General features: G+C 74.7%; 15 protein-coding genes. 8 read left to right on the top strand and 7 right to left on the bottom strand.

Translation table 11 applies throughout. From position 1 onward, the window contains the following. Positions 1-41 precede the first annotated feature (41 nt). From CNX65_RS18965 to CNX65_RS18955, 3 genes are read right to left on the bottom strand one after another with little or no spacing between them, the layout of a single operon-like run. The gene (locus tag CNX65_RS18965) at positions 42-1,403 is read right to left on the bottom strand and encodes an adenylosuccinate synthetase (RefSeq protein WP_096494901.1); all 1,362 of its coding nucleotides are present in this window, start codon (positions 1,401-1,403) and stop codon (positions 42-44) included. Then, positions 1,387-2,367 (bottom strand): hypothetical protein, encoded by a 981-nt coding sequence (locus CNX65_RS18960; protein ID WP_096494899.1) that lies wholly within the window; start codon positions 2,365-2,367, stop codon positions 1,387-1,389. Before CNX65_RS18960 ends, CNX65_RS18965 begins: the two co-directional genes overlap by 17 nt. Before the next feature lies 1 nt (position 2,368). Then, complete coding sequence (locus CNX65_RS18955; RefSeq protein WP_096494897.1) at positions 2,369-3,376, bottom strand: serine/threonine-protein kinase; 1,008 nt, start codon at positions 3,374-3,376, stop codon at positions 2,369-2,371. Positions 3,377-4,007: 631 nt separating this feature from the next. On the opposite strand from CNX65_RS18955, the gene CNX65_RS38170 reads away from it, so the two are divergent. Continuing rightward, positions 4,008-5,330, top strand: coding sequence for a virginiamycin B lyase family protein (locus CNX65_RS38170; RefSeq protein ID WP_309141906.1), 1,323 nt, complete (start codon positions 4,008-4,010; stop codon positions 5,328-5,330). 328 nt (positions 5,331-5,658) lie between these two features. Beyond that, a complete protein-coding gene (locus tag CNX65_RS18945) occupies positions 5,659-6,798 on the top strand; it encodes a carbohydrate-binding protein (RefSeq protein ID WP_198320506.1) in 1,140 nt (379 codons plus the stop codon). A gap of 43 nt (positions 6,799-6,841) precedes the next feature. Here the strand turns inward: CNX65_RS18945 and CNX65_RS18940 are convergent, their stop codons facing one another. Continuing rightward, positions 6,842-7,168, bottom strand: a complete 327-nt coding sequence (locus tag CNX65_RS18940; protein ID WP_096494895.1) for a hypothetical protein — start codon at positions 7,166-7,168, stop codon at positions 6,842-6,844. 138 nt (positions 7,169-7,306) lie between these two features. Between CNX65_RS18940 and CNX65_RS18935 the strand changes: the two genes are divergently transcribed. Continuing rightward, complete coding sequence (locus tag CNX65_RS18935) at positions 7,307-7,981, top strand: GNAT family N-acetyltransferase (RefSeq protein ID WP_096494893.1); 675 nt, start codon at positions 7,307-7,309, stop codon at positions 7,979-7,981. 7 nt (positions 7,982-7,988) lie between these two features. On the opposite strand, the gene CNX65_RS18930 is transcribed toward CNX65_RS18935, so the two are convergent. Together CNX65_RS18930 and CNX65_RS18925 are read right to left on the bottom strand one after the other, a co-directional pair. Then, complete coding sequence (locus CNX65_RS18930; RefSeq protein WP_157767722.1) at positions 7,989-8,492, bottom strand: hypothetical protein; 504 nt, start codon at positions 8,490-8,492, stop codon at positions 7,989-7,991. Between the two features lie 90 nt (positions 8,493-8,582). Further along, on the bottom strand, positions 8,583-8,984 hold the full coding sequence (locus tag CNX65_RS18925) for a Dabb family protein (RefSeq protein ID WP_096494889.1): 402 nt from the start codon (positions 8,982-8,984) through the stop codon (positions 8,583-8,585). Positions 8,985-9,069: 85 nt separating this feature from the next. Here CNX65_RS18925 and CNX65_RS18920 point away from each other — a divergent pair, with 85 nt between their 5' ends. Then, entirely contained in the window at positions 9,070-9,720 is a 651-nt protein-coding gene (locus tag CNX65_RS18920; RefSeq protein WP_096494886.1) for a TetR/AcrR family transcriptional regulator, read from the top strand. A gap of 57 nt (positions 9,721-9,777) precedes the next feature. Here CNX65_RS18920 and CNX65_RS18915 read toward each other — a convergent pair whose 3' ends face one another. Next, complete coding sequence (locus CNX65_RS18915) at positions 9,778-9,987, bottom strand: hypothetical protein (RefSeq protein WP_096494884.1); 210 nt, start codon at positions 9,985-9,987, stop codon at positions 9,778-9,780. A 201-nt stretch (positions 9,988-10,188) separates the two neighbouring features. Between CNX65_RS18915 and CNX65_RS18910 the strand changes: the two genes are divergently transcribed. The 4 genes from CNX65_RS18910 (at position 10,189) to CNX65_RS18890 (ending at position 12,589) form a co-directional block, all read left to right on the top strand. Beyond that, a complete protein-coding gene (locus CNX65_RS18910) occupies positions 10,189-10,506 on the top strand; it encodes a DUF6292 family protein (RefSeq protein WP_157767721.1) in 318 nt (105 codons plus the stop codon). Positions 10,507-10,842: 336 nt separating this feature from the next. Next, positions 10,843-11,259, top strand: a complete 417-nt coding sequence (locus tag CNX65_RS18905; RefSeq protein ID WP_232519906.1) for a hypothetical protein — start codon at positions 10,843-10,845, stop codon at positions 11,257-11,259. Next, on the top strand, positions 11,256-11,468 hold the full coding sequence (locus tag CNX65_RS18900; RefSeq protein WP_096494880.1) for a hypothetical protein: 213 nt from the start codon (positions 11,256-11,258) through the stop codon (positions 11,466-11,468). The genes CNX65_RS18905 and CNX65_RS18900 overlap by 4 nt, the downstream gene beginning before the upstream one ends. 707 nt (positions 11,469-12,175) lie before the next feature. Then, complete coding sequence (locus CNX65_RS18890; RefSeq protein ID WP_096494876.1) at positions 12,176-12,589, top strand: VOC family protein; 414 nt, start codon at positions 12,176-12,178, stop codon at positions 12,587-12,589. Positions 12,590-12,606 lie beyond the last annotated feature (17 nt).

The following is a 12,606-nucleotide window of genomic DNA, read 5'->3' as shown; positions in this document are numbered from 1 at the left end:
CCTGATCACCCGGCGATCCCCCCGGCCCGTGCCGCGACCCCTCAGCGCGGCACGGGCTCCAGCACCCGGTAGTGCGACCGGTCCGGCCCGCCGCCGGTCACCAGGACCGGCGCCCCCAGCTCCCGCTCCAGCCACCCCACCGGGTCGGCCAGCTCCTCCAGCACCGGCTCGACCCGCCCCAGCAGCCCCGCGACCCGAGGGTCGGGCGCCGGGCGCGCGGCCCCGGCCAGCCCCTCCAGCCCAGGGACCTCGGCCAGCCGGGCCACCCGCCGCCCGTCGACCTCGTACGCCCCGGCCACCCGCAGCCCGGCCCCCGCCGCGTCCAGGTGCGTCACCGCCAGGGCGTCGACCCCGCCGCACGCCGCCACCGCGTGCCGCAGCAGCACCCCGTCCAGGTGCCCGGCCCGCCACGCCCCCTGGTACCGCCCGGTCCCGTTGTGCCGCTCCGGGAACCGCGCCGCCACGGCCGGGTCCTCGGTCGGCATCGGACCCGCGCCGTGCCGGGTCTGGTAGGTCCGGGTCACCCCGACCACCCGCGCCGGGAGCCCCCCGAGCAGCTGCCGCGCGTTGTCCGGGGTGACCGTCGACCAGGTGGTGTGCGGGTGGAAGCCGCGCCACTGGTCCAGCAGCACCCCCTGCGCCCCCTCGAACACCAGCCGCCCCCGCCCGGCCAGCCGCGCCACCTCGTCGTCGCCGGTGATCCGCACCGCGTCGGCGAAGTCCCGGCACATGCCCACCAGCTCGTCCACCGACCACCGGGAGGTGGCGAGCGGCGCGTAGAACCGGGCCAGCGCGTCGAGCTTGCGCCGCAGCACGTCCGGCCGCAGGCAGTCGGCGACCACGGGCGCCTCCCCGAACGCCCCGAGCACCTCCTGCCCCTCCACCACGTCCCCGACCCGCGCCCCGCGCTCGGACAGCAGCGAGTACCAGACCGTCTCGCCGACGCCCTTGCCGCACGACCCGTGCCTGCCCGCGCCCCTGGCGTCCTCCCGCGCCCGGTTCGCCAGCACGTGGAACGGGGTGGTCAGCAGCGCCCCGCCCGCCACCGACAGCAGCGACAGCGGGTCGGGCACCCCGATCGCGGCCAGCTCGCGGGCCTCGGCGGCCAGCGCCATCGGCTCGACCAGCACGTGCGGGGACAGCCAGGTCGGCACGCCCGCGAGCGTGCCCGACCCGAACTGGCTGAACGTGTGGTGCCGGTCCCCGTCGACCACGTTGTGCGCGGCCTGCGCGCCCCCGTTGAACCGCACCACCGCCGCGGTCTCCCCGGCCCGGCACAGCGCGTCCACCACGGCGCCCTTGCCCTCGTCGCCGAAGCCCAGTCCGACGACGACGACGTGCTCCTCGGCGGGGGTGGGCCCGTCCGGGACGGGCCCACCGGCGGGATCAGACGAGGCTGACATCGTCCGGCCCGTCCAGCACCGGGGGAGCGGCCGAGGTGGCCACGGCCCGCGAGCCGACCTTCTGCAGCGCCTTGCCCACCGACCTGCTCTCGTCGCCCGACCCGACCTCGGCCAGGTCCACCATCGCCTGGTCCAGGTCCACGACCCGCTCCTCCAGCCCGATGGTCGCCGCGATCAGCTCGCACACCGCGCCGGGGTCGTCCAGCTTCAGGAAGTTCTGCCCCAGCAGCCCCCGCCAGTGGTCGCCGATCTCCGGGTCGTCGAAGTAGTGCGACTGCTTGGGCAGCACGAAGTACACGTGCCAGCGCCGCGCCAGCTCCCGGTACACCGACGCCGGGTCGACGTCCTGGCCGAGGTCGTCGCCGATGATCCGCTTGATGTGCTTGGCCTTCAGCCGGGGCTTGTTCAGCTCGTCGCCGATCAGGAACAGGTAGCCCTTGCGCCCGCGCCTGCTCCAGGCGTCGGTCTCCACGTGCCTGGCCATGAAGTAGGCGGCCAGCTCGTACGACTCGCTCTTCTGCCCGCCGCCGTTGCCCTCCAGGAAGATGTTCCGCAGCTGCTCGTCCATGCGGTTGTCCGACTCGAACTGCCCGACCTGCAGCGGGACCCGGTCGCTGTCGGCGTCGCCGATGCCGCCGAACAGCACCTGCGGGTCGCTCAGGTAGCCCTTGCGCTTGATCAGCCCGTGCAGCTTGCCGAGCTTGCGCTGCATGATCCGGGGCACCTGGCCCATCGAGCCGGTCACGTCGAACAGCACCGCGATGGGCGTCGAGTCGGCGTGCTCGTCCGAGTCGCGGCACTCGCGGGCCACGACGCCGTGCGGGTCGAGCGAGGGGTGCGCCTTCCACTCGGCGGCGGGCTTGCCGTGGGTGGAGCTGGTGTAGCCGAAGTCCGACAGGCCCTTGGCGGCGCGGAAGGTCCTCGCCGCGGCGTAGGCGTTGTCGTCCCAGTGGCCGTGTCCCATGTCAGGCTCCTTCGTCGGTCATCGAGAACGGGCGGAACACCCGTGGTCCGTAGAGGTCGTCGAGCAGGTCGTCGTACTCGTCGAGCAGGTCGGCCGCCTCGGGCCGGGCCGAGGGGCTGTCCTGGGTGCAGCCCTCGGCGAACAGGCGCTGGCGGCGCTCGCCGGGGGCGAGCAGGTCGAGCATCAGCGCGTGCGCCATCCACACGTCGGTGGCGCCGGTGAGCGCCTGGCCCGCCGCGACCTCCGGCGGGTAGGCGGTGGTCCTGTCCTTGGCGAGCGGGCGCTGGCCGAGCTCGACGGCGAACGACCAGCCGGCGAGCACCACCCCGTGCCGCTCGGGGTGGACCAGCACGTTGTCGGCGGTGATCGCGCCGTGCACCAGGCCCGCGAGGTGGGCGCCCGCGACCGCCCGCAGCAGCCTGCGGTGCATCCACGCCCAGTCGCGCCCGTCCAGGCCGCCGGGGTAGGCCCTCTTGACCTCGGCGAGGGTGTGGAAGCCGTCGGTGAGCGGGGCCAGCACGGTGAACGCGCGCTCGCCGCGCCCGACCTCGCCGGAGGCGTCGACCAGCCTCGGGAAGTACGGGGCGAGCCAGCGGTGCTCGTCGGTGAGGCGGGCCAGCGCGGTGAGCGCGTCCCGCTCGGCCAGCAGCAGCGGGCTCAGCGCCGGGTTGCGCACGACCTTGACCACCTCGGGGCCGTCGGTCAGGTGCACGTTCGCGACGCTGCCGACGCGGTGCAGCGCGCCGGTGCGGTAGGCGCGGCGGGCCGTGCGCAGCTCGACCGAAGCGGACCCCGAACCCGCCCACCGGTCGTGCAGCCGGGTGACCTCGGCCGCCGCGGCGTGCGCCCGGTGGTCGTCCGGGCCGGTGCGGTCGGGGTGCAGCGCGACCAGCAGGTCCCGCCACAGCCGGTGAGCTGTCTGCGCTCGATCGGGGGAGAAGTCCCCGAACAGCCCAGTCGAAGAGTTGGCGCCCTCGACCAGCCTGAGGGCTTCGTCCCTGGTGAACATAGTTTGAGTCTAAGGAACTCAAACCAGTCGTGCAACCCTTCTGGGCGAAGTGGGCGTTCATAGGGGTGACGACTCTTGTGGCAACGGAGTGATCTGTGCCGATCACGGCTAACGTCCGGGCCGGGTGCGGAGACAACCGTCCAGAGCGGTGATCACCCGAACCGCGACCCCACCCACCCCTGCCCGGAGCGGCCCTCCGGCCGATTGCCAGAGTCCTGGTCGGGGCGACGTCCCTACCCGTCGCCCGCGCACCACCCGCCACGGCGTCCTACCCGCCGCGGCGCCGCCCGACGCGCGGCGTCCTACCCCGCCGCGCGAGCACCGCACCGCCCTGCCCGTCCTGTCCCGCCCTGCCTGTCCAGCCCTGCCTGTCCCCGCCCTGCCCACGACTGCACCAGCCCTGCCGACTGCGCGCCCCTGCCGCCGCACGAGTCCTCGTCCCGCCGCACGAGCCCAGGAGAAGAACCCGGTGAAGCCGCTGACCCCGACCCGACCGATGAGCACCTGCGCGGTCACGCCCCGCCCCAAGCCCGTCCGGCTGCCCGCGCGCGGGTTGCAGAGCCGGTCGTCCCGGCCTAGGCGCTGAGCGCCGCTCATGATCTACTTGCGCCTCCTGCGAATGGAGGCGCGAGTGCCGGAACTGTTGTTGCGCAACGGGATCAACCCCGAAGACCCGGACTCCCCGGTGCTCCTCGTGATCATCGATCCCGAGCGGTCACCGGGCGAGCGCGCCGTCTGCCTGCTCGGCAACCACGGCTACGAGCGGGACAACGCGCTCTACCTGGTCCCGACCGACGGCTGGGCGGAGCGCGCGCTCGACGCGGGCTCCCTCGTCGTCGACCTGGTCGCCTACCCGCTCGTCCTCGGCGGCTACGACCTGGACCTCGGCCTGTTCACCGAGCCCGCCGCCGGGGACGCCGACGCGGTCCGGCTGCTGCGCGTCACCGGCCGGGTCGACGCGACCGAGCTGCCCGAGGCCACCGTCGTCGTCGCCGTCTCGGAGGGGACCACCGCCGACGACGTCGTCGAGGAGCTGCGCTCGGGCCAGCTGTGGCCGGTGGTCCTCGCCCCCCGCGCCCGCCGCGCGGGAGGGCTGATGCGCGTCACCGCCTTCCCGGTGCCCGGCGCGGACGGCCCCTACGGCGTCGCGGTCGGCCCGGACGGCGCGATCTGGTTCACCGAGGTCGGCGCGGGCAGGCTCGGCCGGATGACCACCGACGGCGAGCACACGCCCGTGCCGCTCAAGCTCTCCCCGTGCGCGCCGACCGTGCTCACCGCCACCGACGACGCCCTCTGGTTCACCGACTTCCGCCACCACCGCCTCGGCCGCACCACCCCCGCCGGGCGCACCACCACCGTCGACCTGCCCGGCGCGGGCCCGTACGGGGTGACCGGCGGCCCGGACGGCGCGGTGTGGTGCACCGCCGCCACCACCGGCCAGATCGGCCGGATCGAGGGTGGCCGCGCCACCTGGTTCGACCTGCCCGCGGGCAGCTTCCCCGCCATGATCACCACCGGCCCGGACGGGGCGCTGTGGTGCACCCTCAACCAGGCGGGCGCGATCGCCAGGCTGGGCGTGGACGGCGACCTGCGCGTCCACCCGCTGCCCACCCCCGGCGCGGGCCCGGTCGGCATCACCGCCACCGCCGACGCGCTGTGGTTCACCGAGGTGCTCGCCGGGCGGATCGGCCGGATCACCCCGGACGGCGAGGTCACCGAGTTCGCGCTGCCCGACCCCGAGGCCCGCCCGCACGCCATCACCGAGGGCCCGGACGGGGCGCTGTGGTTCACCGAGTGGGCCACCGCCGCCGTCACCCGCATGAGCGTGGACGGCGAGCTGACCGGGACCGCCGCCCTGCCGCCCGGCAGCGAGCCGCACGGCATCGCGCTCGGCCCGGACGGCGCGCTGTGGACGGCCCTGGAATCCGGGGCCCTCGCCCGCGTCGAACCCTGACCCGCTTCCCGGCGGGCGAACAATCCTCGGCCGCCGGGAAAGGGCTGTCAACGGAGTTCGCGGATTTCACCTGAACCAGGTCGCGACGGGGTGAGGTGAATTCCCGCACGCACCACGCGCTGTTCCCCTTTTTGGGGTCTTGAGCTGCGCTGATGACTCTGCGGAGCGCTTTCTCCGATTACCCGCAGATATCCCCTCCGGTGTCGCCCCGCCCCCGCTCGGGCACTGTGGGGCGACGCCCGGTGCCGGCAACGTGAATCCCCGTCCGGACGGCCGCCCGAACACGGGCCGAGCCGAGGACGTTCGATCTCGGAGGGGAATTCCGACCATGAAAGAGCGATTCGCCAGACGCCTGCTCACCGGAACCGCGCTCGCCGTCGCCACCCTGCTGCCCGCCGCACCGGGCGCGGTGGCCGAGCCCGCCGACACCTCACCGGTCGTGGAAGCCGTCGCCCTGTCGTCCGCGCAGGGCGTGGGCAACAACGAGGACGGGCGGCTCGAGGTGTTCGCCCGAGGCGCGGACGGGGCGCTGTGGCACATCTGGCAGACCACGCCGAACGGCGCGTGGGGGAACTGGGCCAGCCTCGGCGGCTGGTTCACCGGGACGCCCGCCGTGGGCAGCAACGCCGACGGGCGGCTCGAGGTGTTCGTCCGCGGCGGTGACAACGCCCTGTGGCACACCTGGCAGACGGTCCCGAACGGCGGCTGGAGCGCGTGGTCGAGCCTGGGCGGCTACCTGACCTCGGACCCGGTGGTGGGCAGCAACGAGGACGGTCGGCTGGAGGTCTTCGCGCTCGGCGGGGAGAGCGCCCTGTGGCACATCTGGCAGACCGCGCCCAACAGCGGGTGGGGCGCCTGGTCCAGCCTCGGCGGCTACCTGACCTCGCCGCCCGCCGTGGGCAACAACGCCGATGGGCGCTTGGAGGTGTTCGCGCGCGGTGGCGAGGGCGCGCTGTGGCACATCTGGCAGACGTCGCCGAACAGCACCTGGGGTGCTTGGTCGAGCCTGGGTGGTTATCTGACCTCGCCGCCCAGCGTGGGCAGCAACGAGGACGGTCGCCTGGAGGTGTTCGCCCTGGGCGGCGAGAGCGCGTTGTGGCACATCTGGCAGACGTCGCCGAACAGCACGTGGGGCGGCTGGTCGAGCCTGGGTGGTTACCTGACCTCGCCGCCCAGCGTGGGCAGCAACGCCGACGGGCGCTTGGAGGTGTTCGCCCTCGGTGGCGAGAGCGCGCTGTGGCACATCTGGCAGACCGCGCCGAACAGCACGTGGGGCGCCTGGTCGAGCCTCGGCGGCTACCTCACCTCGGAACCGACCGTGGCAGGCAACGCGGACGGCCGCCTGGAGGCGTTCGCGCGCGGCGGCGACAACGCGCTGTGGCACATCTGGCAGACCTCGCCCAACAGCACCTGGGGCGCCTTGTCCAGCCTCGGCGGTGGCCTGACCCGCGCGGGAGCGGCGGCCTGACACCGGGGGGCGCGGCGGTCCCCGGACCGCCGCGCCCCACCGGTCAGACCCTCGTGCGCCACTCCTCCTGCCACCCCACCCGCGCCTGGTACACGGTGGCCAGCAGCCGCAGCGTCGCCTCGTCCGCCAGCCGCTCCACCTCCTCGCGCAGCAGCTCCGCCTTCCGCTGGAACGGCACCAGCGCCTCGTCCTCCGTCGCCGCCACCCCGCCGCCGGTCAGCAGCAACCCGCGTCCGTCGTCCGTGCGCAGCAGGCTCAGCCGCCCCTGCTGCTCGGCCTCCACCAGCAGCGGGACCTTGCCCTGCTCGGCCCGCCGCTCGTCCTCGGCCAGGCCCTCCAGCACGAACCGCCGCATCTCCTGTTCACCCATGCCCCACGGTTCTCCACAACCACACCCGTTCAACCCCACCCGTTCGCCCGCGTCCCGGTCCACGATGTGGTCCCGGTTGGACAGCGCGCCCGCGCCGGACGGATGATCCCTCCCGGTTTCCGGCCAGGAGGAGGGCGCATGTCACCGCTGGACAACCCGTCCTGGTCGGCGCTGAACGGCGCGCAGACCCGGTTCGCCGAGGGCTCCGGCGGCGCGCGGCGCTACCACCGGGACGTCGCGCCCTTCCACTCCGTGCCCACCGACCCGGACGCCGCCGACTGGCGCGACCTGGCCCGGTTGACCGGCCCCGGCGCGCAGGTCGTCCTCAACACCAACGCCGACCTCCCGGCCGACTGGGAGCTGGTGCACCACACGCCCGCCGTGCAGCTGGTCGACGACGGCATCACGCCCGCGCCGGACGCCGAGGCGGTGCGGCTCGGCGCGCCCGACGTGCCGGAGATGCTCGACCTGGTCGCCCGCACCCAGCCGGGGCCGTTCCTGCCGCGCACCGTGGAGCTGGGCAACTACCTGGGCGTGCGGCGCGGAGGGGCGCTGGTCGCGATGGCCGGGGAGCGGATGCGCCCGGACGGCCACACCGAGATCAGCGCGGTGTGCACCGATCCCGCCCACCGGGGGCAGGGCCTGGCGGCGCGGCTGGTGCTCGCGGTCGCGGTCGGCATCGCGGAGCGCGGCGAGGCGGCGATGATGCACGCCGCGTCCGCGAACACCGGGGCGATCCGGGTCTACGAGAAGCTCGGGTTCGCGGTGCGCCGGGAGACGAAGTTCATCGCGGTCCGCGCGCCGCTGGGGTGACCCGCGCTCAGGCCGGGGCGCCTTCCTCCCGCTTGCCGCCGCTCTCCTGCCTGCCGTTCGCCTGCGGCGCGCCCTCCGGGGGAGCGCCCTCGTCGACGCCGAGCGAGCCGTCGAGCAGCTCCCGCCCGCGCGCCTCGAACACCGCGGCGTAGGCCGCCGAGTACTTCTCGTACACCGCGAGCCCGTCCGCCTCCCGCACCGCCTCGGCCCGGAACTCGTCGCGCAGCCTGCGCATGGTGTTCACGTCCGAGCGGCGCTTGCGGCTGTGCAGGTAGGGCTTGAACGTCACGTTCAACCCGCCCACCACGGCGGCGAGCAGCAGCAGCGCCTTGCCCAGCGCCGTCTCGGACGAGGCGAACCCGGCGGCGAGCACGGCGGGCACCGCGATCAGCACCACGCTGTAGGCCATGCCGGTCGTGCGGTGCACCACCCGCCACAGCGCCATGCGGTCGCAGTCCCGCCGCATCCTGGTGTCCAGCTCGGAGATCAGCGCCTGCGCGTCGTCGGCCACGGCCCACATCCTGGCAGCCGCGCCCCCCGCGCGGCGGCGCTCCACCCCGCGCTCGCCCGTCCGGCCCAACCACCCGGTCGGGCCACGGCCTCACCCGGCGGCGAGGTCCAGCTCGGGCACGCTCTCCAGCAGCCGGGCCCACTCCGGGTGCGCGGCGGCCTTCTCCCGGTGCACCGCGTTGACCGCCTCGGCCAGCTCGGGCGAGCCCTCGTCGGCGAAGCGCGTCGCCGAGAGCCTGGCCAGCCTGGGCACGATCACCGAGTCGGCGGCCAGGTGCGCGGGGTCGTGCACGTACCGGCGCAGCGCGTCCAGGTCGGCCAGCGCCACGCAGTAGGCGTGGGTGAACCGCGCGTCGTCGCCGATGTCCGGGCCGACCGAGGAGAACGCCACCGGTTCCAGCGCGGTCAGTTCCCGCATCACCGCCAGCACCTCCGCGCGCTCCCGCTCGGTGGTCTCCTGCCGGAACGCGAACCTCAGCACGTTGACGATCACCGTCTCGACCTCCCCAGAAGTGAACCAGTGGGTTCAAACTATTGAACCCACTGGTTCATTCGCAAGGGGTCGATAGGCTCAACCCGTGATCGACGGGGGAGCGCGTCGCGGGCGCGCGGACAAGCGGACGGCGATCCTGGCCGCCGCCTTCCGGGTGTTCGCCGGGCGCGGCTACGCCCAGGCGTGCGTGCGCGACATCGCCGACGAGGCGGGCGTGGCGAAGCCGACCGTCTACAACCACCTCGCGGACAAGGAGTCGCTGTTCCGCGAGTCCCTGCTCGCCGCGGCCGACCGGGCGCGCGACCGGCTCGACGCCGCGCTCGACGGCCTGCGCGCGCCCGCCCTCCCGGCCGCCGACGCGGTCGGTCCCGTTCTGGCGGGCGCGGTCGGCGAGCTGGCCTCGGTGCTCGCGTCCGACGAGGTGCGGTCGCTGCGGCTGCTCGCGCTCGGCAACGCCGCGCTCTTCCCCGAGCTGGTCGGCGAGGTGCACCGCCGCACGTCCGCCGCGACCGCCGCCGCGCTCGCCGACCGCCTGGCCAGGCTGGTCCTGTCCGGCGCGCTGAGCCGCTGCGAGCCCGACCGCGCCGCCGGGCACCTGCTGTCCCTGGTGGACGGCGCGCTGGACACCCGCTCGGCGTGGGGCAGCCGCGCCCTGCCGATCGCCGAGGCGCGCGCGGCGGGGGAGGACGCGGCCGAGGTGTTCCTGCGCGCGCACGGGGTTCGACCCTCCGGCTGACCGGCCCGCGGCGCGTCACCCACCGTGACCGCCTGCGCTCGGGTGGTTACAGCCGTGTTACGCGGGTTCCGGTCTCGGGACCGGCGAGGCCCCCGCCTCCAGCAGGTCCAGCCACCCGATCAGCACCCGCAGCACCGGCGTCCGGCCCGCGTTCGCGCGCTCGTGGGCCAGCACCGCGGACACCTCGTCGCACCCCAGCGCCCGCACCCGCTCGCGGAGCTCCTTGAGCCCGAGCAGGTCGTAGTCCGGCAGCGGAAAGTCACCCACGGGGACCGGCTACCCGCCCCCGGTGGTCACAAACCGTGCACACCCGGCTACGCCACTACGGGGAAATCCCGTGTCGTGGGACACATGAGTGATTATCGGATGTTCGTCCGGGTACAGGGGCTGTACACCGAACAGCTCGGTGAGAGGGGCATGACTACTTCACGGGGTGAGTTGATGGACCTCGATTTCGATGACACTGTGGTGCGGGAGCTCGAGCTCTACGCGCGGAGGGTGACCAGGGCGCTGGGTCTGAGCGGCGACAGCTCCTGCCTGCAGGGCGAGCAGCCCGCCTCGGTCTACCTGGCGCTGGACGGCGCGCTGCCCGACTTCCCGGACCGGGACGTCGCACTGCTCTGGGACGAGAACCGGGGCTGGGCCGCCGCCGTCGAGGCCGATGGCCAGGACCCGGTCGTGGTCGCCAGGTTCGGCGCGGAGGTGCGTCCCGCGCCCGACGACGTGGCGAACTGGGTGGACGGTCTGCTGGAGGACGTGGAGGTCCCCCAGTCGCGCATCGCGTGAGCGCTCGGTAGCGCCGGCCACCCGGAGCACCGGCTCAGCGCGGAGCCGGTGCGACGGGGCGCCGCACACGCGGCCACCGCAGTGCGGAAGGGCCCGCCCCCACGTGGGGGCGGGCCCTTCCGCGTGCTCGGGGTCGGCGCGGTGGTCGCCTCTCGGCGAGTGGCACGTGGCGGCTCCAGCCTGACGGTATTCCGCGACGGCGCTAGGTGAGGCCCGGGGACACGACCGCGCCGACCGATCCGTACAACGGCGGGGGCCCGCCGGTTGTTCCCGGTTCGGCCAAGTGGCGCTCGTCACGCCGGGATTGCTCCGGGCGGCAGCGGGTACACGCGTCCCATGAGCCGAGACGAGCAGGCGGAGGAGCTGGTCGGGTACGCCCCGCAGACCGGTCCCGACGAGGTCGCCGAGGAGCTGGACGAGGACCGGCTGCGCCTCGACCCCCTGGAGGCGGGCATGGACCCGCCCGAGCACTGGACCGCCGCCGACAAGTACGGCACCACCCCGTACGAGCAGGCCCACCCCCGACCGCTGGACGACCGCCTCGCCGAGGAGCAGCCGGAGCTCGACGACCGCCCGCGCCCCGAGGCCGACCCGGACGCCGAGACCGACCCGGACTCGCCCGGAGACCCGGACCTGCTGGCCGTCCCGCTGAGCGAGGCCGAGCGCAGGGGCCAGGCCGCCGACGAGGCGGGCGGCTCCACGGCGGGCGCGGTGCGCGCCCCGGACGAGGTCGTCGAACCCGACGAGGAGTGAGCGCGGCTCCCGCCGCTTCCGAGCCGGGACCGGCGGTCGTGCTCGCGTGGCTGGTCGTCCTGCCACTGCTCATCGGTGTGGTGGGCGTCCAGCTCGGCGACGCGACCGGCCTGCTGTGGGTGAAGTCCGCCCTGGCACCGCTCGCGTCCAGTGCTGTGGCGCCTGTTCTGATCCGCCGCGCGGGCCTGTTCGACGACCTGCGCCGCTGAACCCCCGGCCCCCGAGGTGCGATCCACCTCGGGGGCCGGGCTCGTCCTCGGCCCCGCTACCGGGACGGTGCGGTGGCCGGGCGCTCCGTGAACGCGCCGAGCAGCGGCACGCCGGCAGCGGCACGCCGTCCGCCGTGCGCGCCGCTCCCGCCTCCTCCGCCGCCGCCGGTCCACGCACGCCCGCGAGCACGCGTTCACCAGCAGCGGCAGCGCGTCGGTCCCCGCCCGGCACCCGCGCAGCTCCTCCGGCCGGGTGATCTCGCACGGCAGCCAGTGCAGCTTGCGCGAGGCGCGGACGTCCGGCTCCCGCGGCGACCGCACCCGCCCGACCTCGCGCGGCAACCGCGCCAGGCCCGTGCCGCGCAGCGTGAGCACCTCCACCTCGGTCAGTCGCCCGATCGAGGCAGGCAGCTCCGCGCGGGCCACCACCTCGGCCCACGCGGGCAGCGAGGTGTCCTGTCGCTCGTCGTGCGGGGCGACGGTCGCCGAGGCGTCGTGGGCGTGCGCGTGGCAGCAGGAGTTCAGGTTCGCCGGGGTCACCCGCCGGCGCCGCACCCGCACGCGCGCTTCCCCCAGCCGCACAACGTGATCCGCGCCCCGCCCCAGCCCCGCCCGCCACGCGCCCGCCGCTCGCGCTGCGAACCCCGCCCGCCGTTGGCAGGATGTGCCCGCCGCACGCCCGCGGCCCGCCCGCCAGGAGGTTCGCCGTGGTCTCCCGACTCAGCCCGTACATCAGCTTCCGCACCGAGGCCCGCGAGGCCATGGAGTTCTACCAGCGGGTCTTCGGCGGGACCCTCGTCGTCTCCACGTTCGGCGAGTTCGGGATGCCCGACCCCGAGTTCGCCGACAAGGTCATGCACTCGATGCTCCAGACCGACCGGGGCTTCACCCTGATGGGCTCCGACACCCCGCCCGGCATGGACTACACCGGGGGCAGCCGCGTCACCGTCACCCTCAGCGGCGACGTGGGCGACCACGAACTGCGCGAGTACTGGGCCGCGCTCACCGAGGGCGGCACGACCCTGGTGCCGCTGGAGAAGCAGATGTGGGGCGACGAGTTCGGCACCTGCGAGGACCGCTACGGCGTCCGCTGGATGGTCAACATCGCGGCGCGCGCCTGAGCGCCCGCCCGGCGCGG

Origin of the sequence: Actinosynnema pretiosum, assembly GCF_002354875.1 — a bacterium.
Lineage (GTDB): Bacteria > Actinomycetota > Actinomycetes > Mycobacteriales > Pseudonocardiaceae > Actinosynnema > Actinosynnema auranticum.
Note: the sequence above shows the minus strand (reverse complement) of the source record. Positions and strands in the feature narration are given on the sequence as shown.

Bases quoted from the DNA above. Each gene is read 5' to 3' on its own strand.
- CNX65_RS18965 (WP_096494901.1), bottom strand. From the start codon at position 1,403: ATGTCAGCCTCGTCTGATCCCGCCGGTGGGCCCGTCCCGGACGGGCCC.
- CNX65_RS18960 (WP_096494899.1), bottom strand. From the start codon at position 2,367: ATGGGACACGGCCACTGGGACGACAACGCCTACGCCGCGGCGAGGACC.
- CNX65_RS18955 (WP_096494897.1), bottom strand. From the start codon at position 3,376: ATGTTCACCAGGGACGAAGCCCTCAGGCTGGTCGAGGGCGCCAACTCT.
- CNX65_RS18945 (WP_198320506.1), top strand. From the start codon at position 5,659: ATGAAAGAGCGATTCGCCAGACGCCTGCTCACCGGAACCGCGCTCGCC.
- CNX65_RS18940 (WP_096494895.1), bottom strand. From the start codon at position 7,168: ATGGGTGAACAGGAGATGCGGCGGTTCGTGCTGGAGGGCCTGGCCGAG.
- CNX65_RS18935 (WP_096494893.1), top strand. From the start codon at position 7,307: ATGTCACCGCTGGACAACCCGTCCTGGTCGGCGCTGAACGGCGCGCAG.
- CNX65_RS18905 (WP_232519906.1), top strand. From the start codon at position 10,843: ATGAGCCGAGACGAGCAGGCGGAGGAGCTGGTCGGGTACGCCCCGCAG.